This is a genomic window from Glycocaulis sp., assembly GCF_052168375.1.
Taxonomy (GTDB): Bacteria; Pseudomonadota; Alphaproteobacteria; order Caulobacterales; family Maricaulaceae; genus Glycocaulis.
In genome coordinates this window covers 1-24,473 of the sequence record NZ_JBQLZR010000211.1, presented here as the reverse complement: position 1 = coordinate 24,473, position 24,473 = coordinate 1, and the positions used below count along the sequence as shown (strand labels likewise).

Genomic DNA, 24,473 nt, shown 5'->3' with positions numbered 1-24,473 from the left:
CACACCTATGGGCGCGAGCTTGGCCTCGCCTTCCAGCTGGTGGATGACGCGCTCGACTACGGGGGCCTGGCAGCCATGCTGGGCAAGAATACCGGCGATGATTTCCGCGAAGGCAAGATCACCCTGCCCGTCGCCATGGCACTGGAAGCGGCAAACGCCGACGAGCGCGCTTTCTGGACCCGCACGCTGGGCGAAAAGAACCAGACCGGTGACGACCTTGATGCGGCGATAGCGATACTGCGCCGCCATGGCGCGCTCGACGAAACGCTGGCGCAGGCGCGTGGCCATGCCGGGCGGGCACAGGCGGCGCTGAGCGTGTTTCCGTCAAATGACTGGACTGCCGCGCTGTCTGCGCTGGCGGAGTTCGTGGTCGACCGGGCCTACTAGAGCGCAGCAGAGGCGGCACGGCGTCCGCCCAGTAGATACAGCGCGCAGCACACACCAAGCATCAGTATGAAGGCCAGAACCGGGGCCAGTCCGCCCAATTGCAGGGCCGCAAGGCCTGCCAGCACGCACAGCGCCGAAACGGCGCCATAGGCAAGCGCGATACGCGCATGGCTCCAGCCCGACGCGATAAGGCGCTGGTAGAGATGCTCGCGGTGAGCTTCCAGATCGAGCCGCCCTCCGGCTGCCCGGCGCGCCATGGTCAACAGCACATCGGCGAGGAAGGGCAGGATGAAAAGCGGTGCCAGCCACAGCGCACCGGAAAAGCCCTGCCCGGCGAGCGCCAGCGCCCCGCCTGCATAGAGCGCCCCGGCGCTCAGCGATCCACCATCACCGGCAAACACCCGCGCCGGAGGCCGGTTGAAGAGAAGAAACCCGGCAAGGCCGCCTGCCAGCGCGGCTCCGGCAAAGCTCGCTTCCAACTGGCCCGCAGCGAGGCCAGCGATAACAAGCCCGATACCGGCCGGGATAAGCCCGGCAGCCAGCATGCCGTCAGAGCCGTCCATGAAATTGACGGCATTGACCACCACAAAGATGAAGAGCGCAGCACCGGCAAGGGCCACCCAGTAAGGCAGCGCGAGATAAAGCGTCTCGTTGAGCGCGATATAGGACGGCACGCCGATCAGCGCGCCAGCCCCCAGCGCCGCGAGGGCCATCACCGCGAATTTCACTCTTGGCGCAAGGCCCAGCAGGTCATCAGCCGCGCCCAGCCCGCCCAGAACCATGACCAGCATCAGGATGGCGGCTGCGCTGCCCGCCGGCAGTGGCAGAAAGGCCAGCACGATCGCAACTGCACCGGCACCTGCAAGGATGCCGATACCGCCGCCGCGCGGCGTCGGGTCGTCATGCAGGGAGCGGTGGCCGGGCATGTCCAGCACACCGGCCTTCCAGACCAGCGCCGTCACCCCGGCACTGATGATGGCCGCGAGAGCGAGGCAGGCAACCAGCATCACGCCCATCAGGCTGCTCCGCCAAGGCGAACAGGCCGGGTGATCCAGTGCGGGCGGGACGCACCAAGGCGCGCGCCTGCCTCCTGTGCCAGCTCGAAACTGTCATAGAGCGCAAAGCAACTCGCACCGGAACCGGACATGCGCACGAGCCGGGCATTGCGGGCGGCATCGAGCGCTTCAAGCACCTCACCGATCACGGGCGCGAGGCTGCGCGCCGGAGCCTCAAGATCGTTGCGGCCGTCCTTCAGGAGCGCGAAAGCCGACGGTGCATCGCCCGCCACCGGCAAGCGATCGAGCGGCGTGATGTGCGGCTGGCCGCCTGCAGCATCAAAGGCGCGGAACACGTCCGGTGTGGCGACCGCCTTTCCGGGATTGACGATCAGCGCTGCCAGTTCCGGCCAGGCCGCAAGAACGCGTATCTCCTCGCCAATCCCCTCCATCAGGAGCGGGCGCGACCAGACGCAGGCGGGTACATCCGCGCCCACCACGCTGCCGATCTCGGCGAGCGCACGGGTGGAAAAGCCCAGATCCCAGAGCGAATTGAGACTGCGCAAGGCAGCGGCGGCATCTGCCGATCCGCCGCCCATGCCCGAGGCAACAGGCAATTGCTTGTAGAGGACGAGGCTGGCGCCGAGATCGGGGCGCTCTGCTGCGGCCCGCAACGCCCAGGCCGCCTTCAGGACCAGATTGTGCTGGTCATCGGCAAGCGCGGCGGCGTGCGGTCCCTCGATGCGCAAGGACAGGCCCGGGGCCGGATTGGCCTGCAGCGTGTCGCCCCAATCGGCAAAGACCACAAGGCTTTGTACCGGGTGATAGCCGTCCGCGCGCGGCGCGCCGGCCCGCAAGGTCAGATTGATCTTGGCCGGGGCGAAGGCCGTCAGGCCTGCCGGAGTGCCAGCACTCATTCGATATCCTCGGGCGCGCCATCCATGCCCCCGGTGAGGCGTGCTTCCAGCAGTTCTCGCTCGCGCGGATCAGATGTCAGGTCGAGCGCGCGCTGCCACTGGAAACCCGCTTCCAGCGAGCGGCCCGACCGGGCATAGGCATCGCCCAGATGCCAGTGGATGGTCGCGTTGGCAGGGGAAAGCTCGACGGCGCGCTCCAGCCATCCAATGGCTTCCTCATACTCGCCGAGTTTGAAATGCCCCCATCCAAGACTGTCCAGAATGGCGCCATTATCGGGTGCCAGTTCGGCCGCGCGTTCAACCAGTGCGAAGCCTTCGGCCACCCGCTCGCCCAGCACAATCCAGTTATAGCCCAGATGATTGAGGACACGCGGCTCGTCAGGTTCGAGAGCCAGCGCTTCGAGAAAACCCGCCTCTGCGCCCGCCCAGTCGCCTGCAATCTGCAGGCAGATGCCGCGATAGAAGTGGTGGCGCCAGTCCATCGCTTCGCCGTTTGCCTCGCGCGCAGCGATGACGGCGTCGTATAGCTCCAGTGCATCGTCGCAATGGCCCGTCAGGCGATAGATGTCCGCCAGGAGAAGGCGCGGCTGCTCGCCCAGATCATCAGAGGCGAGCGTACGGGCGCGCGCCAGCGCGTCGGTCTCGTCACCGCGCCGGAACAGCGTCCAGGCCGCGTCCACGCGCGCCTGTTCGGTGAAATGGGGCCCGTTCACGGAATCAAAGGCGGCAACCGCATCCTCTTCCAGGCCCAGCCGGTCGAGCACGGTCGCCAGCAGCATGGTGTTGCGGTCAAATTCCGGATCAATGCTCTGGATGATGCGCAGATAGAGGGCGGCATACTCGGCGGGCGCAGAGGCGTTGAGCATGGCAGAGGGCGCAAACATGGCGCGGGCCGCCGCCTGTGACGGGGTGAAGCGCGCTGGCGCACGACCGCCTGCCTCCAGCCTTGCCATGGCTGCGGCAACTTCCGGGTCGCGCTCATGGCTCGCCCGTTCGAGATGGATGCGATAGAGGCGGCGCGCCTCGTCGCGGCGGCCCTGCCGCTCGAAAAAGCCGCCCCTGACGACGGTGGAGAAACCCTCCATGTCGAGGCCGGAATAGGCGGCACGGTAGGCTTCGTCTGCGGCTTCCATCCGCCCCGCGGCTTCCAGGATCATGCCCCGGTGCAGCATCAGATGCCCGGTCAGCCCGGCCGAGGCTGTGACTGGCCTGTCAGCGGCTTCAGCCGCGCGGCCGGCCTCGACCAGCATCCAGTCGTCCAGCATGGACGAGACCATCGCGCCGAAAGGCCCGAACGGATCGTCCAGTTCCTGTGCAGGTCCGCGAACGCGTCCTGTCAGCGCACCACCCTTCAGATAGACATGCGCAAGCTGGAGCCCCTGGGGCCGGTCACCGGCGGCTCTGGCCGCGTTGTCCGCGCGCGCAAAATCCCCCGCCAGCAAGGCGGAATAGAAGGCGCGTTCCGACAGGAGTTCGGAATCCGGTTCCTGACTGAAGGCCTCGGCGTAGAGGCGCGAGGACTGCGCGGTTTCGCGTGTCGAGCCCGCATAGCGCGCCGCGAGGAACGCGCCATAGGCGTTGGGCTCGTCCTCTTCTGCGAAATGCACCGGCATGGCGCACGCCACCGCCAGCACCGGCAGGCACAGGGCTGCGCGCAGCCAGCCGTTCAGCAGGCGAGCCGGACGAAACGCGGTTTTGCTACATGTTGGGGTAGTTAGGGCCACCGGCTCCCTCAGGCGTTGTCCAGTTGATGTTCTGGTTCGGGTCCTTGATGTCGCAGGTTTTGCAGTGGACGCAGTTCTGGGCGTTGATGACGAATTTCGGCTCAGACCCTGCCTCCTCGACCCACTCATAGACCGCTGCCGGGCAATAGCGCGCGGACGGCCCGCCATAGACATCGTGCTCGCTGGATTTCTGCAGCGCCATGTCGGCCACCTTCAGGTGGATGGGCTGATCTTCCTCGTGATTGGTGTTCGAGATGAAGACCGAGGAGAGGCGGTCAAAGGTCAGCACGCCATCGGGCTTGGGATAATGGATCGGCTTGCACTGGGCTGCCGGCTTGGTCGCGGCATAGTCCGGGCCGCTATGGTCCAGCGTGCCGAAGATGGAGAAGCCGAACAGCTCGTTCGTCCACATGTCGAGGCCGCCAAGGCCGACACCGATCAGCGTACCCCACTTGGTCCAGAGCGGCTTGACGTTGCGAACCTTCTTCAGCTCCGCCTTCACCCAGGAGGCATCGTAGGCGGCCTCATAGGCATCAAGCGTGTCGTGCTGGCGGTTTTCACCGAGCGCGGCAAAGGCCGCCTCGGCGGCCATCATGCCGGTCTTCATAGCGTTATGGCTGCCCTTGATGCGCGGCACGTTCACAAAACCGGCCGAACAGCCGATCAGCGCGCCGCCCGGGAAGGTCAGCTTGGGCACGGACTGGAAACCGCCCTCGGTAATGGCGCGCGCGCCATAGGAGAGACGCTCTGCGCCCTCCAGCACCGGCGCGATATCGGGATGCGTCTTCAGGCGCTGGAACTCGCCGAACGGGAAGAGGTTCGGGTTTTTGTAGTTCAGGTGAACGACGAAACCGATGGCGACCAGATTGTCGCCGAAATGGTACATGAAGGAACCACCGCCCGTGTCGTTCGACAACGGCCAGCCCATGGTATGCATGGCCAGGCCCTTCTTGTGGTTCTCCGGCTTCACGCGCCAGAGTTCCTTCATGCCGAGCCCGTATTTCTGCGGCTCGCGGCCCTCATCCAGGTTGAAGCGCTTGATCAGCTGCTTGGAGAGATTGCCGCGCGCGCCTTCGGCAAAGAGCGTGTACTTGGCGCGCAATTCCATGCCCGGCTGGTACATGTCCTTCTGGCTGCCATCGCGCGCCACGCCCATATCGCCCGTGATGACGCCCTTGATGACGCCGTCTTCCTCGATCAGCGAGGCGGCCGGGAAGCCGGGATAGATCTCGACGCCCATGCTTTCTGCCTTGGCGGCGAGCCAGCGGCACAGATTGCCCAGCGAGCCGATATAGCAGCCATGATTGTGCATGAAGCCCGGCATCGCAAAGCCGGGGAAGGTGACAGCCGCCGCCTCGCCCAGCGCTACGAACTTGTCGTCGGTCACTTCGGTGTCGAAGGGCTGGTCGGGATCGTCGCGCCAGTCGGGGAAGAGTTCGTCGAGCGCCTTGGGGTCAAACACCACGCCGGAGAGAATGTGAGCACCGATCTCGGAGCCCTTCTCGATCACCGCAACCGAGACCTCGCGGCCCTCGGCTTCGGCCAGCTGGCGTATGCGGATCGCCGCAGCAAGGCCGGCAGGCCCGCCACCGGCAATCACCACATCGTATTCCATTGCGTCGCGCTCGATTTGGCCGTCAGCCATGATGCCTCCCGTCAATCAATCTTCCCGCGCAAAGCACTTGTGTGAGTGGTTGTTGCCAGCGTTTGCGCGAGGCCCTGTCCCGTCTTAGCTTACACCTTGCCATTGAGCTAGGGCGTCAGCCCTGCTGCACCAGCAAAAAGCGCAGAGCGCGGACAGTTTCACCTTCGCCAGACCGGACACCCGATACATGCCCCCTTCCCCGCCCATGACCGAAGCCGGAGCGCTCGCTGCGCTCAAAGGCCTTGTCGGCTGGTGGAGCGATAGCGGGATTGAGGTGGATATACCCCCTGCCCCGCCGCCCGCTCTGCGCAAGGCCGCGCCAGAGCGCCGGACCGCACCGGCAGCGGCACGCTCTGCGCCCGCCGCACCGGAAGTGCCCGCGCAGGATGGGCGCGCCATGGCCAGGTCCGCCACCAGCATCGTGGCCCTTAAGGCAGCTGTGGAGAGCTTTGACGGGTGCGAGCTGAAACGCACCGCCCGCAACATGGTCTTTGCCCGCGGCAATCCGGACGCGCCCTTGATGGTGATCGGTGAAGGGCCGGGTCAAGACGAGGACCGCGAGGGCCTGCCCTTTGTCGGCAAGGCCGGGCAGATGCTGGACCGCATGCTGGCCGCCATCGGTCATGGCGAGGATAATACCTACATCACCAATGTCGTGTTCTGGCGTCCGCCGGGAAACCGAAAGCCGTCATCCGACGAGATCGAGCTGTGCCGCCCCTTTGTCGAGCGCCATATCGCGCTGGCGAGGCCGAAACTGATCCTTCTGGCGGGCGGGGTCTCCACCGAAGCCCTTTTGGGGCGCAATGACGGGATCACCGCCATTCGCGGCCAATGGTCCGAGGTACGTGTGGAGGGGCATTCTGCGCCCGCCCTGCCGATCTTCCACCCGGCCTTCCTGCTGCGCCGGCCGCAGGAAAAGGCCAAGGCCTGGGCCGATCTGCTGATGCTGGCGGAACGGCTGGAGGAGCTGGGTTAGGCCTCGTCCACATCGGCCAGCTCGCGCAGGTACGCGATGCGGCCAAGCCCGCTTTGCGATAGCCGCGCTTCGAGATCGCTGCGCGTATGCGCGCTTGACCAGCGAATTCCGTCAAACAGGCCGGCGGGCGCAGACGTCAGGGCCAGCAGCCAGTAGCCGCCATCACTTGCAGGCCCGATGACCGCGTCATGGCGCTTGAGAAGCGTGAAAGCACGGGCGATATCGCGCCGTGTGATGTCCGGCGCATCGGTGCCGATCACGGCGATGGGAAGCGCCCTTCCCCTTTTCTTCCCCCGTTCACGGGGGGAGTGCCCCCGCAGGGGGCGAGGGGGGGACATTCTTGAGACAATATCGCCCCTCCGGCCTTCCAGGCCACCTCCCCCGCAAACGGCGGAGGAAACCTTTCCTGCACCAGCAAACACCCTTGCCTGACGCTCGCCCAGATCGCCGGAGCCTTGCGGCCAGCGCGGCAAATTACCGGGCCATGCAGGGCCGAAATTGCGGCTGATCGCATTGTCCGGGCTGACCGCCAGCACGGTTTGCCAGCGCGCAGGATCGCGCACCCGGCGCAAGATCTTCGCGGTCATGGCGCGATAGGCGCGCCACGCCATCACCTTGCCGATGCCGGCGGCAAGGCGCGTCTTGGCCCCGCCAATCACTGGCGCTCGGGCAAAGACGATGAGGCGGGCCCTAACCGGCAAGGGCGTCCCGGAACAGCGTCAATGTGCGCTGCCAGGCAAGGGCGGCGGCATCGGCGTCGTAGCGCGCAGGCGAGGTATCGTTGAAGAAGGCGTGCTGGGTGCCCGGATAGACGAAGGACTGGAAATCCACGCCGGCCGCTTCCAGCGCTTCGGTCCATGCCGGCATGCCCGCATTGATGCGCTCGTCCAGCTCGCCATAGTTCAGCAGGAGGCGCGCCTCAATGGCGCTGGCACCGGAGGCATCAGGCGCCGAGCCATAGAACATCGAACCGGCGTCCAGCTGCGCATCGGCGACGGCCACGCGGTTGACCATCGAGCCGCCCCAGCAAAAGCCGATAATGCCGGTACGGCCATTGCCCTGCGGATGGGTGCGCAGCCATTCGAGCGCGGCAAGCGCATTGGCGAGGGTATCGTCTGCCGACAGCGTACCGATCATCTCGCGTGCCTGATCGGGGTCCTGCGGCGTGCCGCCTGCGGGGCTGAGGAAATCGAGCGCCAGCGCCAGGAAGCCCTCGGCGGCGAAGCGGCGGGCAATGTCCTCGATATGCGGGTTCAGACCCCGGTTTTCATGAACCACGAGTACGGCGCCAAACGGACCCTCGCCTGCAGGCACGGCCAGATAGCCTTCAAGGCCGTGCTGGCCGCCCGGCACGGAAACGCGCGCGGCAGAAAGGCGTGCATCGTCCTCGCCGATGGTCTGCGCACTGGCCGAGCCCGGCTCGATCAGGGGCAGAAGCGCGGCCGCCGCAGCGGCGCTGCCGGTCAGCGTGGCCAGGCCATCGAGAAACGCCCGCCGGTCCAGCGTCTTGTGGGCATAGGCATCGTAGAGATCGATAGCCGCTTGCGGCACGTCAGGTTTCCGGTCGAGGGTCATGGCGCGCTATCCTTTTCGGTGTGCGAGGCAGCAGAAGCTAGGTCGCTGCGACGCCGGCGTCGAGCCTGATAGGCCCTCGCCAGCGTTTCGGGGTCCGCGCCCAGAAAATAGCGCGCCAGCAGGACCAGATTGGCCGCCGAACGGCGCATATAGCCTTCTTCGCGAAAGCGCTGCGCGCTGGTGATGGCGCGGGCGGACACAGGCACCAGGCGCCGGGAACCGATGCGCCGGACAAGGTCCACATCCTCGAACAGGCGCATCCGGCCATACCCGCCAAGCGCCCGGTAGAAGCCGGCCCGGATGAGCAGGCCCTGATCGCCATAGGGCAGACGCAAGATTGCGCAGCGCGCCGCCACAAAGCGCTCCAGACGGCGGGCGGCGGGGCTGTCATCGTCTAGCGCGAAGCGGAAATAGCCCGCCCTGTCGGCCCCGGCATGGGCCGTCATGAACGCTTTTACCGCACGCGCCCAGCCCGCTTCCAGCCGGGTATCGGCGTGCAGGAAGAGAAGCCAGTCATCCTCGTCCATCCCCTCAATCGCGCGCGCGGCGCCAGCGGCCAGCTGCACGCCCCGGCCTGGCAGGCTGCGCACGATGTCAAATCCGCGCGAGCGGGCAAAATGCAACGTCTGGTCCGACGAACCGCCATCTGCCAGCACCCAGTGCGAGACCAGCCCGCAGGCAATCGCCGGCTCCAGCGCGGCGAAGGTTTCCGGCAGGGAGGCCGCGGCATTGAGAGCCGGTATGACAATTGTGAGCTGTCTCATGGGCGACATATCGCGCACGGGAACAGGGCCTCGTCAAATTCATTTTGTTCTTGAAATGTTCTTTTTCCTGAGTCACATCTCGGCCATGCCCACGATCATTCCTGCCCGCCAGTCAGACGCCCTGCCCGAGCCCTTCCGGCCATCCGGACGGGGCGCGAAATCCAATGCTTCGGGCAGGTTTGAAAGCACGACATCGGAGCCGGTCGATGATGGCTGGCACAGCGAGGCACCGGCCCGGAAGCTGAAAACCACACTGATCCGCGATGCGGCGCGCACCATCATCACCACTAATGACAGCCCCGATATCAGTTTCGAGCAGTCGGTGAACCCGTACCGGGGCTGCGAGCATGGCTGCATCTACTGCTTTGCCCGGCCCAGCCACGCCTATTGGGGATATTCGGCCGGTCTCGATTTTGAAAGCGTCATCTTCTTCAAGCCGGGTGCGGCGGAGCTATTGCGCAAGGCGTTCTCGCGGCGGGGCTATGAGCCACGAACGCTCGCCATGGGGTCGAATACCGATCCCTATCAGCCGGTGGAGCGCGAACTGCGCATCACGCGCTCGGTCCTGGAAACCTGCCTCGCCTATCGCCATCCGGTCAGCATTATCACCAAGTCGGCGGGCGTGCTGCGCGATATCGACCTGCTGGGTGCGCTCGCCGGGCAAGGCCTTGCCCATGTCGCGATCTCGGTGACCACACTCGATCCCAGACTTGCCCGGACGATGGAGCCGCGCGCCTCCACACCTGCCCGCCGCCTGGATGCGATCTCGAAGCTGGCTGGCGCGGGAGTACCGGTCAGCATCTTCACCTCGCCCATGATACCTGGCCTCAATGACCATGAACTGGACGCGTTACTGGAAGCCGGGGCGAAGGCCGGCGCCAGCCATGCCAGCTATGTCCTCTTGCGCCTGCCGCTGGAGGTGGAACCGCTTTTTCGCCAGTGGCTGGCAGTTGAGCGCCCGCTTTCGGCAAAGAAGATCATGGGGCTGATCGAGGGGACACGCGGCGGCAAGGCCTATGACAGCCGCTTTCACGCCCGCATGCGCGGTGAAGGCCCGGTCGCGGATCTGATTTCGAAACGCTTTGCCCGCGCCTGCCGTGCCAACGGCCTGTCGCGCAAGGTGGCGCCCCTGCGCACCGATCTCTTCCAGGTACCCGAAAAGGAAAGCGATCAGCTGAGCCTGTTCTGATCTCGACCCGGCAAAGGACAGGACCTATCAACCGGGGTCCCCCGCCCCGACGGGGGACCCAGTCTTTCACGCAAGATTGCACCGGCACAGCGGCTGAACTTTTCTCTGGGTCCCCGCTCGGGGGCGGGGACCCCGGCAGGAAAAGCCCGCCTTATCCCTTTACCCCTCCTGCGCAGCGCCCTAGCAACACGTCATGGGAGCACCACAAATCATTGCAGGCGTGGACGAGGCCGGGCGGGGACCACTGGCCGGCCCCGTAGTTGCTGCGGCGGTCATTCTGCCTTTGCACTTTTCCGCGCTGGCGGCGCTTGCCGATTCCAAGACGCTGAGCGCGAAGCGGCGCGAGGCTCTGGCTATCATCATCCGGGCCGAGGCCCTTGTCGGGGTCGGGATTGCCGAACCCGACGAGATCGACCGGGTGAATGTGCTGGAAGCAACAATGCGGGCCATGTGCCGGGCCGTGGATCATCTTTCTGTTACGCCCGACCTTGCCATCGTGGATGGAAATCGCCTGCCGCCGCTGAGGTGCGAGGCGCGCGCCATCATTGGCGGCGATGGTCTGGAACCGGCCATTTCAGCGGCCTCGATCATCGCCAAGACAGTGCGTGATGCCCTGATGCAGCGCGCAGCGCAGCGCTGGCCCGGCTATGGCCTGGAAGGCCACAAGGGCTATGGCGCAGCCACGCACATGCAGGCCCTGCAGGCGATTGGCGCCAGCCCGATCCATCGCTTCAGCTACCGGCCCGTGAGAGAGGCCGCAGAAAAAACTGCACAAGCGTGATTCGCGCTTAACCCCTCGTTAGCCGTATCATTTCAAGCCTTTTGCACCGGGCACAAACGAGGGTGGAACTGGTGTCAACAAGCTTGCCGATAAATCAGGTCCTGCACGGGAACTGCGTGGAGATCATGCAGACCCTGCCAGACAACAGTGTCGACCTGATCTTTGCCGACCCGCCCTACAACCTCCAGCTCGGCGGGGAATTGCACCGTCCGGACAATTCGCGCGTCGATGCAGTCGATGCCGAATGGGACCAGATTGGCGGGTTCGACGAGTACGACCTGTTCACCTGCGGGTGGCTGGAAGAGGCGCGCCGCATCCTGAAGGATGATGGCGCCCTGTGGACGATCGGCAGCTATCACAACATTTTCCGCGTCGGCACCTTCCTGCAGGATATGGGCTTCTGGGTGCTCAATGATGTCATCTGGCGCAAGTCCAACCCGATGCCGAACTTCAAGGGCACGCGCTTTACCAATGCCCACGAAACGCTGATCTGGGCAGCCAAGCACAAGACCAGCAAGGTCACGTTCAACTATGCCGCGATGAAATCGCTCAATGACGGGGTGCAGATGCGCTCCGACTGGACGCTGCCGATCTGCTCGGGCGCGGAACGGCTGAAAGCCGGTGACGGGCGCAAGGCCCACCCGACGCAGAAGCCCGAAGCCCTGCTGCACCGTGTTTTGCTGTCCACGACCCATCCCGGCCAGGTCGTGCTGGACCCGTTCTTCGGCACGGGCACTACGGGCGCCGTCGCCCGCAAGCTGGGCCGCAAGTTCATCGGTATCGAGGCCGATGAAGCCTATGTGACGCTGGCGCGCCAGCGTATCGATGCGATCTGCCCCGGCGATGCGAGTGCGCTTCAGGTGACCGCGTCCAAGCGCTCCCTGCCACGCATTCCGTTCGGCAATCTGGTTGAAGCCGGCCTTATCAAGCCGGGCGACACGCTGTTCTGCGCGCAAGGCCGGCGCACCGCGCGCGTGCGTGCCGACGGATCGGTGACAGGCGGCGGCGAAACCGGCTCCATCCACCAGGTGGGCGCGGCGGTACAGAACGCGCCGTCCTGCAATGGCTGGACATTCTGGCATGTCCGCCGAAACGGCACGCTGCAACCCATCGACGTGCTGCGCAGCCGTATCCGCGCCGAGATGGAAGAGGCCTGATATATCAGCTCTGCTTGCTGGTCCCGACAAGCGCTTTCCCGGCGACAGCCGGGAACCAGTATAAAGCTGGGCACCGGCTTACGCCGGTGAAACGCGGTCTCAACTGTACCTCCTGGCTTGAAGCCAGTTCCTACAAAGCCACCTGTACCGCTTTCTTCATGACGGTCGGCAGGCCTGCTGCCCGTATCGGATGCACCTTCACCCAGGCCATGCCTTCTGGCGCTTTCGCGCCTTCGGGCAATGACACCGCGAGAACTTGCAGGTGCAGTTCGAAATGGGTGAAGACATGGCGCACTGCGCCAGCCGCCTGCCAGTCCCCCGCAAAGGGCGCGGCCAGCTGCAAGGATGGCAAGGCGGCGCGATCCTCCACCCAGTGCGTACCCGGCACCTCCAGCATGCCGCCCAGCAGGCCCTTGTCGGGCCGGGTGCGCACCAGAACCTCGCGCGCCTGCCCCGCCCCCCGCAGCGCAACGAAGGCAAGGCCATGGCGGATGGGTTTTGCCGCCTTTGGCAGTTTGACCGGAAAGCGTTCAGCATCGCCCGCGGCGCGCGCGGCACAAAAGCTCGACCACGGACAGGCATCACACGCGGGCGCTCGCGGGGTGCAGATGACCGCACCGAGATCCATGATGGCTTGGGCATAATCGCCGGGCCGGTCCGGGTCGGCGAGACTGCTGGCGTATGCGCGTATCTGCGGCTTCGCCTTCGGCAGGGGTATGTCGATGCGGAACATGCGCGTGATGACCCGCTCCACATTCGCATCGACCACGCTTGCGGAAAGGTTGAAGGCCGCGGCGCGGATGGCGTGCGCGGTGTATTCGCCAATACCTGGCAAGGCTCGCAGCCCCTCCAGCGAGCTGGGGAAAATTCCGCCCAGTTCCGACGACACAGCTATGGCGCAGGCGTGCAGGTTGCGCGCCCGGGCGTAATAGCCAAGCCCTGCCCACTCGGCCATCACCGCCTCGCGCGGGGCGGCGGCAAGATCATGCACGCCCGGCCAGCGCGACAGGAATTTCGCGTAATAGGGCGCGGCATGGGCGACCGTCGTCTGTTGCAGCATGATTTCCGACAGCCACACCGCATACGGGTCAGCCGTGCATCCCGCCTCGCGCTCTTCAGGCCGGATACGCCACGGCAAGGAGCGCCCTTCCGCATCGTACCAGGCCAGCAGGCGCGCACGCGCTTGCTCAATTTCGCGCAACCGAAGGCTTGCTCCTTCAGCGGGGTTTGCAGACACTGTGCTCATGGATGAAAGCTGGAAACAGGACGGCCAAAAGGCAATCACGCAGCGCAGGCGCATTGCCCCGCGCAACGACGCGATTTCGCGCGCGGAAGCTGATCTCTGGGCGGTCGATCATCGCGGCAAGCCCGCCATCAAGCCCCCTCCGCAGGCAGGCCTTGCCATGGCGCGGGTCCTGCGCCCGCTGGCGCGCGCCTTCGGCCCCGGCGTGTCGGAACTGGAAGAACACTGGAGCGCGATTGTGGGCGAGGCGCTGGCACGCTGGTCCAGCCCGGAAAAGCTGCAAGCCGGGGCACTGGTGGTCCGCGCGCGCGGCCCGGCCGCTGCCCTGATCGAAGCCCAGTCGGCTGTCATTCTGGAGCGTGTCGCGCAGTATGCGGGCAAGACGCCCCGGCGCCTTCGCATCGTTCAGGGCTCACTGGCCGCCCCTGCCGGTCCGGTCCGGCGCGCGGCAAGCCAGGTTATCAGGCGCAGCGAGCCCTTGCCCGAACCGCCAGCCGACCCTGCAGAGCGCCTGGCTGCGGCCCTGGCAGACTTCGAGGCGGCCGTCAGGGAGCGGGAGGGGAGGCGCTAGCCTGCATCCGCCTCGATATGCAGGCGCACGGTCACGGATGGTGCAACCTCGGACCAGCTGGAACTGCCCACGCCAAAGTCCGCCCGCACGATTTCCAGCGTGCCTTGCGCGACGGCCCGGCCATTTTCGATCTCGACCGTGAACGGCAGGACGGCATCGCGCGTCTCGCCTTTCAAGGTGAGCTGGCCGCGCGCTTCATAGCCATCTCCAGCCGCGACAATTTCGTCGGAAATGAAAACGATCTCGTCATGCTGATCAGGCGCAAGCCCGTCCCGGCTGACGAGAGCGGATTGGTATTCGCGGTTCGACATGGAGCCGGACGCCGCGCTGACGCGAGCCGAAATGCTCGCATTTTCGAGATCTTGCGGGTCAAACACGATGTCGGCGCTAAAGGTCTCGAATTCCGCTTCTGCCGCCTGGCCGAAGACACGGGTTTCAGCGGTCACGCTTGAGGCTTGCGCGTCGATGACCCAATCCTGGGCGGATAGCGGACCGGTGATGGCGAGACCGATGACGGCACTGGCAAGGAGGGAGCGGAACATGGGGAGGTCTCCGGTTTTTGCTTGTTGCGCCGCAGCTTACGCGCGCGGCTTCAGGAACGGGATCATGCGGGTGAGCACCTCGTCACGATCAATGAAGTGGTGTTTCAGCGCAGCCCCGGCATGCAGGGCCAGAAGGCCGAAGATCACCCAGCCCCCGGCTCCGTGAAGCGAGCCCAGCGGTTCATAGGCTTCGTCGGGGACCGGCAGGTGGGGCAGCTCCAGGGCCGGGTTGTTGGCCAGATAGCTGGGGAAGTTCGTTGCGGATGCCGTCAGCCAGCCAAGCACCGGGATACCGATCATCACGACATAGAAGCCGATATGACCTGCGCGTGCCGCCAGCTTTTCCCACGGCTTCATTGTTTCCGGCATGGGCGGGACAGGATGGGTCAGACGCCAGCCAAGACGGGCCAGCGCCAGCACGAGAAGGCTGATGCCAATGGTCTTGTGCCAGTTGTAATAGGCCTGCACCTCGGCAAAGGTCAGTTCGCCCTGCAGGGCAAGGTCGCGCATGTCCTCCATGCGCCAGCCCATGAAAACCATGCCCACCAGCATGACGGCCATCATCCAGTGCAGGACGATGGCAACGGTGGTGTAGCGGGATTGTTCGGTGGTGGTCATCGTCCAGTCCTTGTTGTGCGGGCTATATGTGCGAAGCGTGCTGCCAATGCCAGCGCGGGGCAAGCCCGAAGAGGGGAAGTTGTATTTAAGTGAGCTGGTGAGGCCAGAATTCCGGCGCCTCTTCAAGGCGCTAGCTTATTCTGGAGCGGCGCAAACAACACTGTTTCCACAACGCGCTGGATCAGCGCCCTGAAGCCGGGAAACAAGGAGTTAGATCCTGGGTCGAGGGCCGGGAACCCGGTGATTATCACCGAGCCTCTCAACCGGGTTCCCGGGCTTGACCCGGGATCCATTTTTGCAAACCACACGCGACGATAGTTTCCCCCGTGCCAATCCCGCCCGGCCCATGTAGGATTGCAGGCAGGGAGGCCGGTTATGCTGCGGCTGATGGGCGCAATTCTGATCGCAGGTTCCGCCGTTCTCGCGGTGGCGTTTGGGACGGCCTGGCTGCTGGATGCCCGCGCCACCGATGGCGGGCGTGAGCTCGCCGCCGCGCTGGTCGACCGCGATGCGGACACGGCGGCAAGGCCGCTGGTGGATTGCAACCCGGTCGAGGAGATAGTAGCCCGGCGGAGAGGGTGGAGCTATGTTCGGGCCACCAGCAATGGCGAAGAGACAGCCTGCCGCCTAGCTGTTTGGCCTGAAGATGCTTTTTCAAAGCTCTATTCTCCGGAAACCGGAAACGCGTGCCGCTTCGATCTCGAGTATGCAGGTGACTACACTCTAGCTCACGACAACAGCGGATGCGCGACGGCGCAATTATTTGGCTTGGGCTTTCGCGAAGAGCTCGGCTCCTGCCTCGGTCTGTCCCCGGACCATCCCCGCGTGAGCGTGGAACTCCGCCCGGACTGGCCAGAGAGGCCGGAGTATCGACCCCCGGTCCGTCCCAGCGCATTCAGCATTCTCAACGGCTGTCCCGACCCCAAGTAGGAGTCTCTCCGCCCGCCCAAAACCGCTGCCCCGCTTATCGTCGTTCCCGCGCAGGCGGGAACCCAGAGCCACTTAGCGACTGACAGAGTTTTATGATCGTCTGGATTCCCGCCTGCGCGGGAATGACGAACGTCAGGCCAGATTCGCCCGTGCCAACCTCAACTTGCCGGTGTAGGATTGCAGGCAGGGAGGCCGAACATGCTCCGGCTGATGGGCGCATCGCTGATCGCAGGTGTAGCCGTTCTAGCGGCAGCGCTGGGAACCGCATGGCTGTTTGATGCCCGCGCAACAGAAGGCGGGCGTGTGCTCGCCGCATCGCTGGCGGACCGGGATGCGGACACGGCGGCAAGGCCGCTGGAAGACTGTAACGCCGAGGTTCTGACCAGACCTCATATTGTCCTCACCCAGATTGGCGAGCCCGGTGCTGCTGCCCCCGTTTGCAACCTTCGGGTACGGGGCAATGAACATTTGTGGCGAGTGATGGCCGACGCGGGCATCGTGGGGATCGACAGCTGCCAGTTCGCGATTGGGCGTAATGGGGACCGGGCGACGCTCCACGATATAAATGGCTGCACGTTCGGCATCTGGCGCGACGACGATATTGTTCGCCTGCGAGACTTACTCGGCTCCTGTCTCGCTGATCAGTCGTCGGACGTCGCAGTTTTCGAGGCGCGCGTGGTCCACGGCAGCGACGACTTGTCCAATACTCTTGTCCGCCCGCTCCTTACGCACTGCCCACCCATCTGAGACACTGACGCAACTGCGGTCCCGCTCTCCAATTCCCGCGTTTCACCGGCGCAAGCCGGTGCCCAGCACTTTTTCTGGATTCCCGCCTGCGCGGGAATGACGAAGGGGAGCAAGAACAAATCCCCTCGATCCCGCGCGCAAGCGCCGCACAGCTTCGCGCTCGCGTTCAGCGCGCGCTGCGCTATGTTCCCCTTCACACCATGCCTGACCCTGGGGAGAGACGTCCATGAGCTATCGCGCGCCTGTCCGCGACATCCGCTTCAGCCTTGAGGAAATCGCCGCACTGGACAGCGTGCGGGCGACTGGCGCCTTCCCGGATTTTTCCGGCGACCTGACAGGCGCCATCCTCGATGAGGCCGCAAAGCTCTGCAATGACGTGATCGCGCCCCTGAACTGGCCGTCAGACCAGCAGGGCTGCACGCTGAAAGACGGTGTCGTGAAGACGCCGGACGGCTTCCCCGAGGCCTATGCCAAATTCGTGGAAGGCGGGTGGCAGGGCCTGCAGTTCGGTACCGAACATGGCGGCATGGGCCTGCCGCGCGCACTGGGCTGCGCGCTGATGGAGATGCTGCAAAGCGCGTCGATGAGCTTCGGTCTGGGGCCCATGCTCTCCTTTGGGGCCATCGAGGCGCTGATCGCGCATGGCTCTGACGAGCAGCGCGCGCTCTACCTGCCGAAGATCATTTCGGGCGAATGGACCGCCACCATGAACCTGACCGAGCCGCAGGCCGGTTCCGATGTCGGGGCGCTGCGCACCAAGGCCGAACCCAACGGCGATGGCAGCTGGTCGGTCACGGGCCAGAAAATCTACATCACCTGGGGCGAGCATGACTGCACGGACAATATCGTCCACCTGGTGCTGGCGCGCACGCCGGACAGTCCGGAAGGCACCAAGGGCATCTCGCTCTTCCTGGTGCCCAAATTCCTGCCCGACGCGGACGGCAATCCCGGCACGCGCAATGCGGTGAAGGCGATTGGCCTTGAACACAAGATGGGCATTCACGGCTCGCCCACCTGCACGATGGAATATGCAGGCGCGACGGGCTGGCTGATTGGCCCCGAGCACAAGGGAATGGCGGCGATGTTCACGATGATGAACTCGGCGCGCCTCAATGTCGGTGTCCAGGGCGTAGGGATTGCCGAGCGCGCGTATCAGCAGGCGCTCGCCTTTGCTCAGGAACGCCGTCAGGGCCGGGCACCGGGCGGAGAAGGCCCCGCCCCTCATGCCATTATCGACCATCCCGATGTGCGCCGCATGCTGTCGCTGATGAAGGCGAAGATCGAAGCAGCGCGTGCCATCTGCTTCCACGCGGCCGTCGAGGGTGATCTTGGCGAGCACCATACGGATGAGGACGAAGCGGCCTGGTCGCGCCGCCGCGAGGAATTGCTGATCCCCATAGCCAAGGCCTGGTCGACCGATATCGGTGTCGAGATTGCCTCGCTGGGTGTGCAGATCCATGGCGGCATGGGCTTTATCGAGGAAACCGGCGCGGCCCAGCATTACCGCGATGCCCGTATCGCCCCGATCTATGAGGGCACGAACGGCATTCAGGCGATCGACCTTTCCGGCCGCAAGCTCTCCATGGAAGGCGGGCGCGCCTTTGCCGAGCTGATCGAGGACATCCGCCAGACGGTCGAAGATTGTGAAACCTCGTCCAACCCGGCCTTGCCTGACTTAGCTGCGCGCCTGCGCGTGGGCGCCGACGCGCTGGAGGAAGCCGTTCAGTTCATGAGCGCGACCAGCCTGGAAGACCGGCTGGCGGGTTCTACCGCCTTCCTCAAGCTCGCCGGCGACGTAACCGGTGGCTGGCTGCTGTGCGTTGGCGCGGTAGCCGCGCAGCGCCGTCTGAAGGATGGCGAAGGCGATGCCCGCTTTGCCGAGAACCGCATTGCGCTGGCAGGCATCTATGCCGAGACCGTGCTTGCCGCCACACCCGGCCTGCTGGGCGAAATCTGCCTTGGCAGCGCCCCGCTCTTCGAGCCGGGCCTTGCCATGCTGGAAAGTGCGTAAGGCGCAGAGCCCACCCTCTCTTATCCCCCTGCCCCTGACCTGCCCGTATCATGCCCTTTGCCGGTCTGGTGGAAGGGCATGTTCGCGGCACGCTCACATGATCGACCGGCACAGGGATCATGACTCCTCCGCTCCGGGTGTCTGGCGGTTGCTCACGCTGAGTGGCGCGCCTTTCACTGGCCCGCATGGGCCTTAATGGAGAAACGGTACGATCCATGCCCTGCCCCGTGCGGACGGCTCCTCCGGGCCTTGCCTGCACTGCCCCGACTATCCCATCCGGCCCGCCAAGCGGCCGTCCGCACCCCTTCCCCGCAGACCTGCACCGAATTTTCATACCCAATAACTTTGAATTTCAAAGTGCTTTTGACAAAGCACGAGCGGTCGCCTATTGTCCGGCCATCAACCCATGGCTGGAGGCCTGACATCATGGAACTGAAAACCGAACTCACAGAGTTGCGCCGCGAAAGCTATGGCAATTTGCGCGGCGGCTACCCGATCGTGCTGGCCGGTGCGATTTACTGGATTGTGCTGGCGGGTCTCAGCCGCTTCCTGGAGCCGGTCCCGCTGCTGCAGACGGCCTTTGGCCTGTCAGGACTGATCTTCCCGCTGGCGGTCGCTCTGGCATGGGTCACCGGCAACCGCTTCCTGAAAGAGCGCAATGCGCTGAGCCCGCTACTAGTGCCTGCCTTCATCGCGATGCTGCTCTTCTGGCCGATGCTGTTCATCGCAGCCGCAGAATCCTCTGCCGGCGTAGTGATGGCCATTCTGGCCATCGGCATGTCCCTGCACTGGCCCGTCATCGGCTGGACCTATGGCCGCACGGCCCTTTTCAGCAGCCACGCGATTATTCGCGCCGTGCTGGTAGCCTGGATATTCAACGCGTATCCCGACGAGCGCCTCACCCTGATCCCGCTGGCTGTGGCCGCGTGCTATCTGGTGACCGCGCTCATCGTCTTCATTGATGCCGGACGGGTGGCGCGCCGCAACCGGAGCGCCACCGCCGGAATGGCTTTTGCCGGCTAGCTCTAGAGCCAGAAGCCGCGCGGGTCGGCGTGGGTGCGCCCTTCAGAAAGGCGGATAAGCCCCACGACGGCCCGCACGATGAACCAGATCGCCGTTGCGAGCATGATGAGCAGGCCGAGGCCGAGCACCCAGATGGTCAGGATGCCGATCACCGTGCCGGCCAGCCCGTACCAGAAAGTGCGGATCTGGTAGATATAATGGTTCTTGGCCCATTCCGAGGCTTCGGCGATGCGCACATAGGCCAGGATCACCGCGATGATCGCCGTCAGGCCGGTGACGACCGACAATATCTGCAGGACGTAGCAGATCAGGCCATAGGTGCGGTCCGGATCGGTGCTGCCCGAGGAAGGCGGCGGGGCGGGCGGCGGGGTCGGAGCATCGGTCATCGGGGGGAGATCCTTCTATTGTCCTGGCCGCGTCAGGTGCGGCGCGGAAACGACACTGTCACAAATTAAATGCAGGCGGCACCGTGTTTCATCTTGGTGGCGCGCCTCGGCGCAGCCAATACTGCGCGCATGATTGGTGTTGATAATCAAGGTGCGGGGCCTTTTCTCGTCTGGCTGGAGCGGGCCCTGTTCGTGGCTGGCGGTCTGTGCCTGGCAGGGCTGAGCGCGCTGCGCATCGCGTCAGGCGAAGGCCTTGCCTATCCCCAGTCCATGGCGTGGGTGCTTGCCAGTGGTGCCCTTGCCGCCGCCTGTGCGCTGCTTTACTGGCGTGTGAACACACGATTGCCGTAAATTCCGGCGAGGAAGCCCCCATGACCCAACCCGCCATCATCGTCACCATGTCGGACAGCGTTCCGGGCCGTCAGGCCGGCGCGGTGCTGGGCATTGCCCGCGGCAGCGTGGTGCGCGCCCGCTTCTTCGGCCGCGACTTCGTTGCGGGCCTGCGCAATATCGTTGGCGGCGAAGTCACCGAATATACCGAGCTGATGGCCCAGGCCCGCGAACAGGCCATGGCCCGCATGATCGCCCACGCCGCAGAGCTGGGCGCCGACGCGGTCGTCACGTTCCGGTTTTCCACCTCGACAATCACGGAAGGCGCTGCCGAGATCCTGGCCTACGGGACGGCGGTGAAACTGTCATGACCGATCATTCCGGCGAGGGCGATATACGCCCGCAAAACATGGTCACGGCGTTCTTCCGCCGCGTCGCGTCGGAGTTCGGCGAGACGATCCGCTTCTTTGCCGGCGTCGCTGCCGTCTGGTTCGCGCTTGTCACGTTCGGCTTTGCCGCCTTCCACATCCCGTCTGAAAGCATGCAGCCCGCACTGCAGGTCGGTGACCGGGTCCTCGTCTCGAAATTCAGCTATGGCTATTCGCGCCACTCCCTGCCGCTGGGCCTTGGCTATGCGCTGCCCGAGAGCTGGAGCGGGCGCCTTTTGAGCTTTGGCGGCCCGTCGCGCGGCGAGGTGGTCGTGGTGCGCGATCCGCGTCAGGGCATCAACATCATCAAGCGGGTCATCGGCCTGCCCGGCGACACCATCGAAGTGCGTGGCGGCCGCCTGATGATCAATGGCGAGGTGGTGGAGCGCGCAGAGACCGGGATCATCCGCTATCGCACGCGCGAAGGCCAGATTGTCGCCGTCACCGTCTATGAAGAGACGCTTCCCGGCGGCGCCGTCCACACGATCTACGAGCGCACCGACAATGCCCTTCTGGACAATGCCGGTCCGTTCCGCGTGCCCAGCGACAGCTATTTCCTGATGGGCGACAACCGGGACGCCTCTGCCGACAGCCGCGTGGCCAGCCAGCTTGGCTATGTCCATCGCGACAACATTGTCGGCCGGGCCTTCACCGTGCTCTTCACCTTTGCGAACTGCCGCAATGAGGAAGGACTGACCTGTCCGCCCTGGAGGGTCTTCCGCGGGCTCTGATCGCGCACTAACCTCTCCGGTCTGATGATCAGGGAGGACGCCGCGATGAGCCTGAAGGGCAAGACGATTTTCATTACCGGAGCGAGCCGGGGCATTGGCCTTGCCATTGCGGAACGCTGTGCGCGCGACGGCGCCAATATCGCCATTGCCGCCAAGACGGTAGAGCCGCACCCCAGGCTTGAGGGCACGATCCACACGGCGGCTGCGGCCATCGAAAAGGCCGGCGGCAAGGCGCTGCCCATCCAGTGCGATATCCGCGACGAAGAGAGCGTTGAAGCCGCCGTCAAACAGACGGTGGAGCATTTCGGCGGCATCGACATCGTCATCAACAATGCCTCGGCCATCTTCCCGATGCCGACCAGGGACACGCCCGCCAAGCGCTGGGACCTGATGCACCAGGTCAATGCGCGCGGCACCTATGTGGTGACGCGGGCCTGCCTTCCCTGGCTGGAAAAGGCGGAAAATCCCCACATCCTCGCCCTCTCGCCGCCGCTGGACATGCGTGCGAAATGGTTCGGGCCGCATGTCGCCTATACCAGCGCCAAGTACGGGATGAGCCTGTGCATTCTGGGCTGGTCACAGGAGTTCAAGGGCAAGATTGCCGCCAACGCCATCTGGCCGCGCACCGCGATTGCCACCGCCGCCATCGCCAACGTGCTGGCGGGCGAGGATGCGTTCAGGAATTGCCGGACACCGGAAATCCTCGCCGAGACGGCTTACCGGGTTCTCACCAAGCCCGCCGCCAGTTTCACCGGCAATTTCCTGATCGATGACAGCTTCCTCGTCTCCGAAGGCGTGACCGATCTCGATCAGTATTCGGTGGAGCCGGGCGTCGAGCTATTGCCGGATTTCTTCGTCCCGGATGATCCACCCGCGCCTGAGGGCGTGAAGATCATGGCGATCCCGCTCGGGCATTGACGGGCCTCGCTCCTCAATCACACATTCTTCGTCGTTCCCGCGCAGGCGGGAACCCAGAGCCCGTTGCATTTAACGCTGTATGAATTGTCTGGATCCCCGCCTGCGCGGGGATGACGATGAGGCCGTAATTTCTACGATGTAGATGAGATGACCCAACCCCTCACGCCCCTCGCCGCCGCGATGCCGGTCGCAAAGCAGGCCTGCAGGAGATAGCCGCCGGTCGGCGCTTCCCAGTCGAGCATCTCGCCCGCCACGAACACGCCCGGCATCGCTTTTAGCATGTAGCTTTCTTCAACCGCGCTGCGGGCGATGCCGCCTGCGCTGGAGATCGCACGCTCCAGCCCCTGCATGCCCGTCAGGGTCAAGGGCAAAGCCTTGATGCGGGCCGCGAGTGCCAAGGGGTCGCGGGGCACCTCGCCCGCCTCGTGCAGGAGCGCGGTTGCAAGCGGTGACAGGCGCGCCTGCTTGCGAAGCGTGTTGGAAAGCGACTGGCCGGGCTTCGTACCGCCAAGACGGCTGGCAAGGCCGCTCCCGGACAGGTCAGGCGCGAGATCGAGGGTCAGAACCGCCTGTCCCTCACGTTCAATTGACGCGCGCAAGGACGCGCTCAAGGCGTAAATCGCTCCGCCCTCGATGCCGTAGGCCGTGATCATGGCTTCACCGCGCACGCTGTGATCGCCATGAGAGAAACGCGCCGCCTTTAACGGTTCGCCAGCAAAGCGCGTCCGGATCAGGTCCGACCAGGAAAGCGTGAAGCCTGCATTGGCAGGCGCAAAAGGTGTGATGTCCACACCGCGCTTTCCCAGCCAGCCTGCCCACTCGCCGGTACTGCCAAGGCGCGGCCAGCTTGCACCGCCCAGCGCAAGGATCACCGCGTCGGCCTCGACGGGGCGCTGCGCGCCATCCGGCCCGGCCATGACGCAGCGGCCTTCATCGTCAAACCCGCGCCATTCATGGCGGGTGTGAATTCTCACGCCCTGCCCGTCCAGCCGTGCAAGCCAGGCCCGCAATAGCGGTGAAGCCTTCATGGATTTCGGGAACACCCGGCCACTGGAACCGGTGAAAATCTCCTGCCCCAGCCCTTCGCACCAGTTGGTCAGGGCCGCAGGCGGGAAGGCGCGGATGGAAGGCTCCAGCCAGCCGCGCGCTGCGCCATAGCGCTGCAGAAACGTCTCCAGCGGCTCGGAGTGGGTGAGGTTCAGCCCGCCCCTGCCCGCCATCAGGAATTTGCGCGCCACGCTCGGCATGCGCTCATACACATCCACCGCGAAGCCTTCGCCGCTGAGCTTTTCAGCCGCAATCAGGCCAGCAGGCCCGGCACCGATGATCGCGATACGCTTGCTCATGCGTCCGGCGTGTCGAAGCGTCCGCCCCGGCCTTCACCGTCCGAGAAACGCTTCGCGCCATCCGCCGTCTCGCCGCTCTGGAGGGTCTTCTCGCCCCATGCGAACTCGGCAGCGAGGGCCTGTTCCCCGGTGAGGCTCCACTGGGTCAGTGCGCTCATCCTGTCATGTCTCATGCAAGCTTGCGGGAAGGCGGCGATCTCGCGGGCGAGCGTCAGCGCCGCCTCCAGCACCTTGCCCGGCTCTGCCAGACGATTGGCAAGGCCGATGGCGAAGGCTTCTTCGGCCTCTACAGGCCTGCCGGTGAGGATCATGTCCATGGCCCGCGACTGGCCGATCAGGCGCGGCAGGCGCACCGTGCCGCCATCAATAAGCGGCACGCCGAACCGGCGGCAGTAGACGCCGAACACCGCATTGCGCGCCGCGACGCGCATGTCGCACCACAAGGCAAGCTCCAGCCCGCCTGCTACAGCGTGGCCTTCGATCGCGGTGATCGCCGGGCAGGAGATCGCGGAGATCAGAATCGGCTCGCCCGAGCCCGA

General features: G+C 65.0%; 27 protein-coding genes. 14 read left to right on the top strand and 13 right to left on the bottom strand.

Features of this window, described 5'->3' with window-relative positions; all coding sequences use genetic code 11:
* A partial coding sequence (locus tag ACTS2Z_RS08415) for a polyprenyl synthetase family protein (RefSeq protein WP_442572769.1) occupies positions 1-387 on the top strand: 387 nt, incomplete at its 5' end.
* Here ACTS2Z_RS08415 and ACTS2Z_RS08410 read toward each other — a convergent pair.
* The 4 genes from ACTS2Z_RS08410 to ACTS2Z_RS08395 all read right to left on the bottom strand — a co-directional run bounded on the left by ACTS2Z_RS08410 (position 384) and on the right by ACTS2Z_RS08395 (position 5,668).
* Positions 384-1,403: a hypothetical protein gene (locus ACTS2Z_RS08410; protein ID WP_442572768.1), complete on the bottom strand. Its 1,020-nt coding sequence runs from the start codon at positions 1,401-1,403 to the stop codon at positions 384-386. The genes ACTS2Z_RS08415 and ACTS2Z_RS08410 overlap by 4 nt on opposite strands.
* Complete coding sequence (locus ACTS2Z_RS08405) at positions 1,403-2,299, bottom strand: 4-(cytidine 5'-diphospho)-2-C-methyl-D-erythritol kinase (RefSeq protein WP_442572767.1); 897 nt, start codon at positions 2,297-2,299, stop codon at positions 1,403-1,405. The genes ACTS2Z_RS08410 and ACTS2Z_RS08405 overlap by 1 nt, the downstream gene beginning before the upstream one ends.
* Positions 2,296-3,912 (bottom strand): tetratricopeptide repeat protein, encoded by a 1,617-nt coding sequence (locus ACTS2Z_RS08400; protein ID WP_442572766.1) that lies wholly within the window; start codon positions 3,910-3,912, stop codon positions 2,296-2,298. Before ACTS2Z_RS08400 ends, ACTS2Z_RS08405 begins: the two co-directional genes overlap by 4 nt.
* An 85-nt stretch (positions 3,913-3,997) precedes the next feature.
* Entirely contained in the window at positions 3,998-5,668 is a 1,671-nt protein-coding gene (locus tag ACTS2Z_RS08395; protein ID WP_442572765.1) for an electron transfer flavoprotein-ubiquinone oxidoreductase, read from the bottom strand.
* Between the two features lie 187 nt (positions 5,669-5,855).
* Between ACTS2Z_RS08395 and ACTS2Z_RS08390 the strand changes: the two genes are divergently transcribed.
* Complete coding sequence (locus ACTS2Z_RS08390) at positions 5,856-6,644, top strand: uracil-DNA glycosylase (protein ID WP_442572764.1); 789 nt, start codon at positions 5,856-5,858, stop codon at positions 6,642-6,644.
* On the opposite strand, the gene ACTS2Z_RS08385 is transcribed toward ACTS2Z_RS08390, so the two are convergent.
* Genes ACTS2Z_RS08385 through ACTS2Z_RS08375 form a run of 3 tightly spaced genes read right to left on the bottom strand, consistent with a single transcriptional unit; the run spans position 6,641 to position 8,983 of the window.
* On the bottom strand, positions 6,641-7,345 hold the full coding sequence (locus tag ACTS2Z_RS08385) for a TIGR04282 family arsenosugar biosynthesis glycosyltransferase (protein WP_442572763.1): 705 nt from the start codon (positions 7,343-7,345) through the stop codon (positions 6,641-6,643). The two genes, ACTS2Z_RS08390 and ACTS2Z_RS08385, sit on opposite strands and share 4 nt — an antisense overlap.
* A complete protein-coding gene (locus ACTS2Z_RS08380) occupies positions 7,335-8,219 on the bottom strand; it encodes a dienelactone hydrolase family protein (protein ID WP_442572762.1) in 885 nt (294 codons plus the stop codon). The genes ACTS2Z_RS08385 and ACTS2Z_RS08380 overlap by 11 nt, the downstream gene beginning before the upstream one ends.
* Entirely contained in the window at positions 8,216-8,983 is a 768-nt protein-coding gene (locus tag ACTS2Z_RS08375) for a TIGR04283 family arsenosugar biosynthesis glycosyltransferase (protein WP_442572761.1), read from the bottom strand. The genes ACTS2Z_RS08380 and ACTS2Z_RS08375 overlap by 4 nt, the downstream gene beginning before the upstream one ends.
* Before the next feature lie 85 nt (positions 8,984-9,068).
* Here ACTS2Z_RS08375 and ACTS2Z_RS08370 point away from each other — a divergent pair, with 85 nt between their 5' ends.
* The 3 genes from ACTS2Z_RS08370 to ACTS2Z_RS08360 all read left to right on the top strand — a co-directional run bounded on the left by ACTS2Z_RS08370 (position 9,069) and on the right by ACTS2Z_RS08360 (position 12,110).
* Positions 9,069-10,172, top strand: a complete 1,104-nt coding sequence (locus ACTS2Z_RS08370; protein ID WP_442572760.1) for a PA0069 family radical SAM protein — start codon at positions 9,069-9,071, stop codon at positions 10,170-10,172.
* A gap of 193 nt (positions 10,173-10,365) precedes the next feature.
* Positions 10,366-10,953 carry a ribonuclease HII gene (locus tag ACTS2Z_RS08365; protein ID WP_442572759.1) on the top strand — a complete coding sequence of 196 codons (588 nt, stop codon included), beginning with the start codon at positions 10,366-10,368 and terminating at the stop codon, positions 10,951-10,953.
* A 125-nt stretch (positions 10,954-11,078) separates the two neighbouring features.
* Positions 11,079-12,110, top strand: a complete 1,032-nt coding sequence (locus ACTS2Z_RS08360; RefSeq protein WP_442572758.1) for a site-specific DNA-methyltransferase — start codon at positions 11,079-11,081, stop codon at positions 12,108-12,110.
* A 130-nt stretch (positions 12,111-12,240) separates the two neighbouring features.
* Here the strand turns inward: ACTS2Z_RS08360 and ACTS2Z_RS08355 are convergent, their stop codons facing one another.
* The gene (locus ACTS2Z_RS08355) at positions 12,241-13,311 is read right to left on the bottom strand and encodes an A/G-specific adenine glycosylase (protein WP_442572757.1); all 1,071 of its coding nucleotides are present in this window, start codon (positions 13,309-13,311) and stop codon (positions 12,241-12,243) included.
* 43 nt (positions 13,312-13,354) lie between these two features.
* Between ACTS2Z_RS08355 and ACTS2Z_RS08350 the strand changes: the two genes are divergently transcribed.
* Positions 13,355-13,924, top strand: coding sequence for a DciA family protein (locus ACTS2Z_RS08350; RefSeq protein ID WP_442572756.1), 570 nt, complete (start codon positions 13,355-13,357; stop codon positions 13,922-13,924).
* Here the strand turns inward: ACTS2Z_RS08350 and ACTS2Z_RS08345 are convergent.
* Both ACTS2Z_RS08345 and ACTS2Z_RS08340 read right to left on the bottom strand, forming a co-directional pair.
* Positions 13,921-14,466: a YceI family protein gene (locus ACTS2Z_RS08345; RefSeq protein WP_442572755.1), complete on the bottom strand. Its 546-nt coding sequence runs from the start codon at positions 14,464-14,466 to the stop codon at positions 13,921-13,923. The two genes, ACTS2Z_RS08350 and ACTS2Z_RS08345, sit on opposite strands and share 4 nt — an antisense overlap.
* Positions 14,467-14,502: 36 nt before the next feature.
* Complete coding sequence (locus tag ACTS2Z_RS08340; protein WP_442572754.1) at positions 14,503-15,084, bottom strand: cytochrome b; 582 nt, start codon at positions 15,082-15,084, stop codon at positions 14,503-14,505.
* Positions 15,085-15,459: 375 nt separating this feature from the next.
* On the opposite strand from ACTS2Z_RS08340, the gene ACTS2Z_RS08335 reads away from it, so the two are divergent.
* From ACTS2Z_RS08335 to ACTS2Z_RS08320, 4 genes are all read left to right on the top strand, one after another.
* On the top strand, positions 15,460-16,014 hold the full coding sequence (locus tag ACTS2Z_RS08335; protein ID WP_442572753.1) for a hypothetical protein: 555 nt from the start codon (positions 15,460-15,462) through the stop codon (positions 16,012-16,014).
* Positions 16,015-16,212: 198 nt separating this feature from the next.
* Positions 16,213-16,761, top strand: coding sequence for a hypothetical protein (locus ACTS2Z_RS08330; protein WP_442572752.1), 549 nt, complete (start codon positions 16,213-16,215; stop codon positions 16,759-16,761).
* A gap of 226 nt (positions 16,762-16,987) precedes the next feature.
* Positions 16,988-18,772 carry an acyl-CoA dehydrogenase gene (locus ACTS2Z_RS08325; RefSeq protein ID WP_442572751.1) on the top strand — a complete coding sequence of 595 codons (1,785 nt, stop codon included), beginning with the start codon at positions 16,988-16,990 and terminating at the stop codon, positions 18,770-18,772.
* A 426-nt stretch (positions 18,773-19,198) separates the two neighbouring features.
* The gene (locus ACTS2Z_RS08320) at positions 19,199-19,795 is read left to right on the top strand and encodes a DUF7010 family protein (RefSeq protein ID WP_442572750.1); all 597 of its coding nucleotides are present in this window, start codon (positions 19,199-19,201) and stop codon (positions 19,793-19,795) included.
* Positions 19,796-19,797: 2 nt separating this feature from the next.
* Here ACTS2Z_RS08320 and ACTS2Z_RS08315 read toward each other — a convergent pair whose 3' ends face one another.
* Complete coding sequence (locus ACTS2Z_RS08315) at positions 19,798-20,181, bottom strand: DUF4870 family protein (RefSeq protein WP_442572749.1); 384 nt, start codon at positions 20,179-20,181, stop codon at positions 19,798-19,800.
* 93 nt (positions 20,182-20,274) lie between these two features.
* Here ACTS2Z_RS08315 and ACTS2Z_RS08310 point away from each other — a divergent pair, with 93 nt between their 5' ends.
* The 4 genes from ACTS2Z_RS08310 to ACTS2Z_RS08295 are packed head-to-tail and all read left to right on the top strand — an operon-like array spanning position 20,275 to position 22,588.
* Positions 20,275-20,532, top strand: a complete 258-nt coding sequence (locus ACTS2Z_RS08310) for a hypothetical protein (RefSeq protein ID WP_442572748.1) — start codon at positions 20,275-20,277, stop codon at positions 20,530-20,532.
* Positions 20,533-20,552: 20 nt separating this feature from the next.
* The gene (locus ACTS2Z_RS08305) at positions 20,553-20,882 is read left to right on the top strand and encodes a YbjQ family protein (protein WP_442572747.1); all 330 of its coding nucleotides are present in this window, start codon (positions 20,553-20,555) and stop codon (positions 20,880-20,882) included.
* Positions 20,879-21,670: a signal peptidase I gene (gene lepB, locus ACTS2Z_RS08300; protein ID WP_442572746.1), complete on the top strand. Its 792-nt coding sequence runs from the start codon at positions 20,879-20,881 to the stop codon at positions 21,668-21,670. The genes ACTS2Z_RS08305 and lepB overlap by 4 nt, the downstream gene beginning before the upstream one ends.
* Positions 21,671-21,715: 45 nt before the next feature.
* The gene (locus ACTS2Z_RS08295; protein WP_442572745.1) at positions 21,716-22,588 is read left to right on the top strand and encodes an SDR family oxidoreductase; all 873 of its coding nucleotides are present in this window, start codon (positions 21,716-21,718) and stop codon (positions 22,586-22,588) included.
* Positions 22,589-22,719: 131 nt separating this feature from the next.
* Here the strand turns inward: ACTS2Z_RS08295 and ACTS2Z_RS08290 are convergent, their stop codons facing one another.
* The gene (locus tag ACTS2Z_RS08290; protein WP_442572744.1) at positions 22,720-23,934 is read right to left on the bottom strand and encodes a TIGR03862 family flavoprotein; all 1,215 of its coding nucleotides are present in this window, start codon (positions 23,932-23,934) and stop codon (positions 22,720-22,722) included.
* A partial coding sequence (locus tag ACTS2Z_RS08285) for an enoyl-CoA hydratase-related protein (RefSeq protein ID WP_442572743.1) occupies positions 23,931-24,473 on the bottom strand: 543 nt, incomplete at its 5' end. The genes ACTS2Z_RS08285 and ACTS2Z_RS08290, both read right to left, overlap by 4 nt.

Coding starts and splice junctions, on each gene's coding strand:
- ACTS2Z_RS08345 (WP_442572755.1), bottom strand. CDS start 14,466: ATGTTCCGCTCCCTCCTTGCCAGTGCCGTCATCGGTCTCGCCATCACC.
- ACTS2Z_RS08370 (WP_442572760.1), top strand. CDS start 9,069: ATGCCCACGATCATTCCTGCCCGCCAGTCAGACGCCCTGCCCGAGCCC.
- ACTS2Z_RS08350 (WP_442572756.1), top strand. CDS start 13,355: ATGGATGAAAGCTGGAAACAGGACGGCCAAAAGGCAATCACGCAGCGC.
- ACTS2Z_RS08340 (WP_442572754.1), bottom strand. CDS start 15,084: ATGACCACCACCGAACAATCCCGCTACACCACCGTTGCCATCGTCCTG.
- ACTS2Z_RS08390 (WP_442572764.1), top strand. CDS start 5,856: ATGCCCCCTTCCCCGCCCATGACCGAAGCCGGAGCGCTCGCTGCGCTC.
- ACTS2Z_RS08360 (WP_442572758.1), top strand. CDS start 11,079: ATGCAGACCCTGCCAGACAACAGTGTCGACCTGATCTTTGCCGACCCG.
- ACTS2Z_RS08290 (WP_442572744.1), bottom strand. CDS start 23,934: ATGAGCAAGCGTATCGCGATCATCGGTGCCGGGCCTGCTGGCCTGATT.
- ACTS2Z_RS08410 (WP_442572768.1), bottom strand. CDS start 1,403: ATGGGCGTGATGCTGGTTGCCTGCCTCGCTCTCGCGGCCATCATCAGT.
- ACTS2Z_RS08395 (WP_442572765.1), bottom strand. CDS start 5,668: ATGGCTGACGGCCAAATCGAGCGCGACGCAATGGAATACGATGTGGTG.
- ACTS2Z_RS08375 (WP_442572761.1), bottom strand. CDS start 8,983: ATGAGACAGCTCACAATTGTCATACCGGCTCTCAATGCCGCGGCCTCC.
- ACTS2Z_RS08325 (WP_442572751.1), top strand. CDS start 16,988: ATGAGCTATCGCGCGCCTGTCCGCGACATCCGCTTCAGCCTTGAGGAA.
- lepB (WP_442572746.1), top strand. CDS start 20,879: ATGACCGATCATTCCGGCGAGGGCGATATACGCCCGCAAAACATGGTC.
- ACTS2Z_RS08365 (WP_442572759.1), top strand. CDS start 10,366: ATGGGAGCACCACAAATCATTGCAGGCGTGGACGAGGCCGGGCGGGGA.
- ACTS2Z_RS08400 (WP_442572766.1), bottom strand. CDS start 3,912: ATGCCGGTGCATTTCGCAGAAGAGGACGAGCCCAACGCCTATGGCGCG.
- ACTS2Z_RS08335 (WP_442572753.1), top strand. CDS start 15,460: ATGCTGCGGCTGATGGGCGCAATTCTGATCGCAGGTTCCGCCGTTCTC.
- ACTS2Z_RS08330 (WP_442572752.1), top strand. CDS start 16,213: ATGCTCCGGCTGATGGGCGCATCGCTGATCGCAGGTGTAGCCGTTCTA.
- ACTS2Z_RS08320 (WP_442572750.1), top strand. CDS start 19,199: ATGGAACTGAAAACCGAACTCACAGAGTTGCGCCGCGAAAGCTATGGC.
- ACTS2Z_RS08380 (WP_442572762.1), bottom strand. CDS start 8,219: ATGACCCTCGACCGGAAACCTGACGTGCCGCAAGCGGCTATCGATCTC.
- ACTS2Z_RS08315 (WP_442572749.1), bottom strand. CDS start 20,181: ATGACCGATGCTCCGACCCCGCCGCCCGCCCCGCCGCCTTCCTCGGGC.
- ACTS2Z_RS08405 (WP_442572767.1), bottom strand. CDS start 2,299: ATGAGTGCTGGCACTCCGGCAGGCCTGACGGCCTTCGCCCCGGCCAAG.
- ACTS2Z_RS08295 (WP_442572745.1), top strand. CDS start 21,716: ATGAGCCTGAAGGGCAAGACGATTTTCATTACCGGAGCGAGCCGGGGC.
- ACTS2Z_RS08305 (WP_442572747.1), top strand. CDS start 20,553: ATGACCCAACCCGCCATCATCGTCACCATGTCGGACAGCGTTCCGGGC.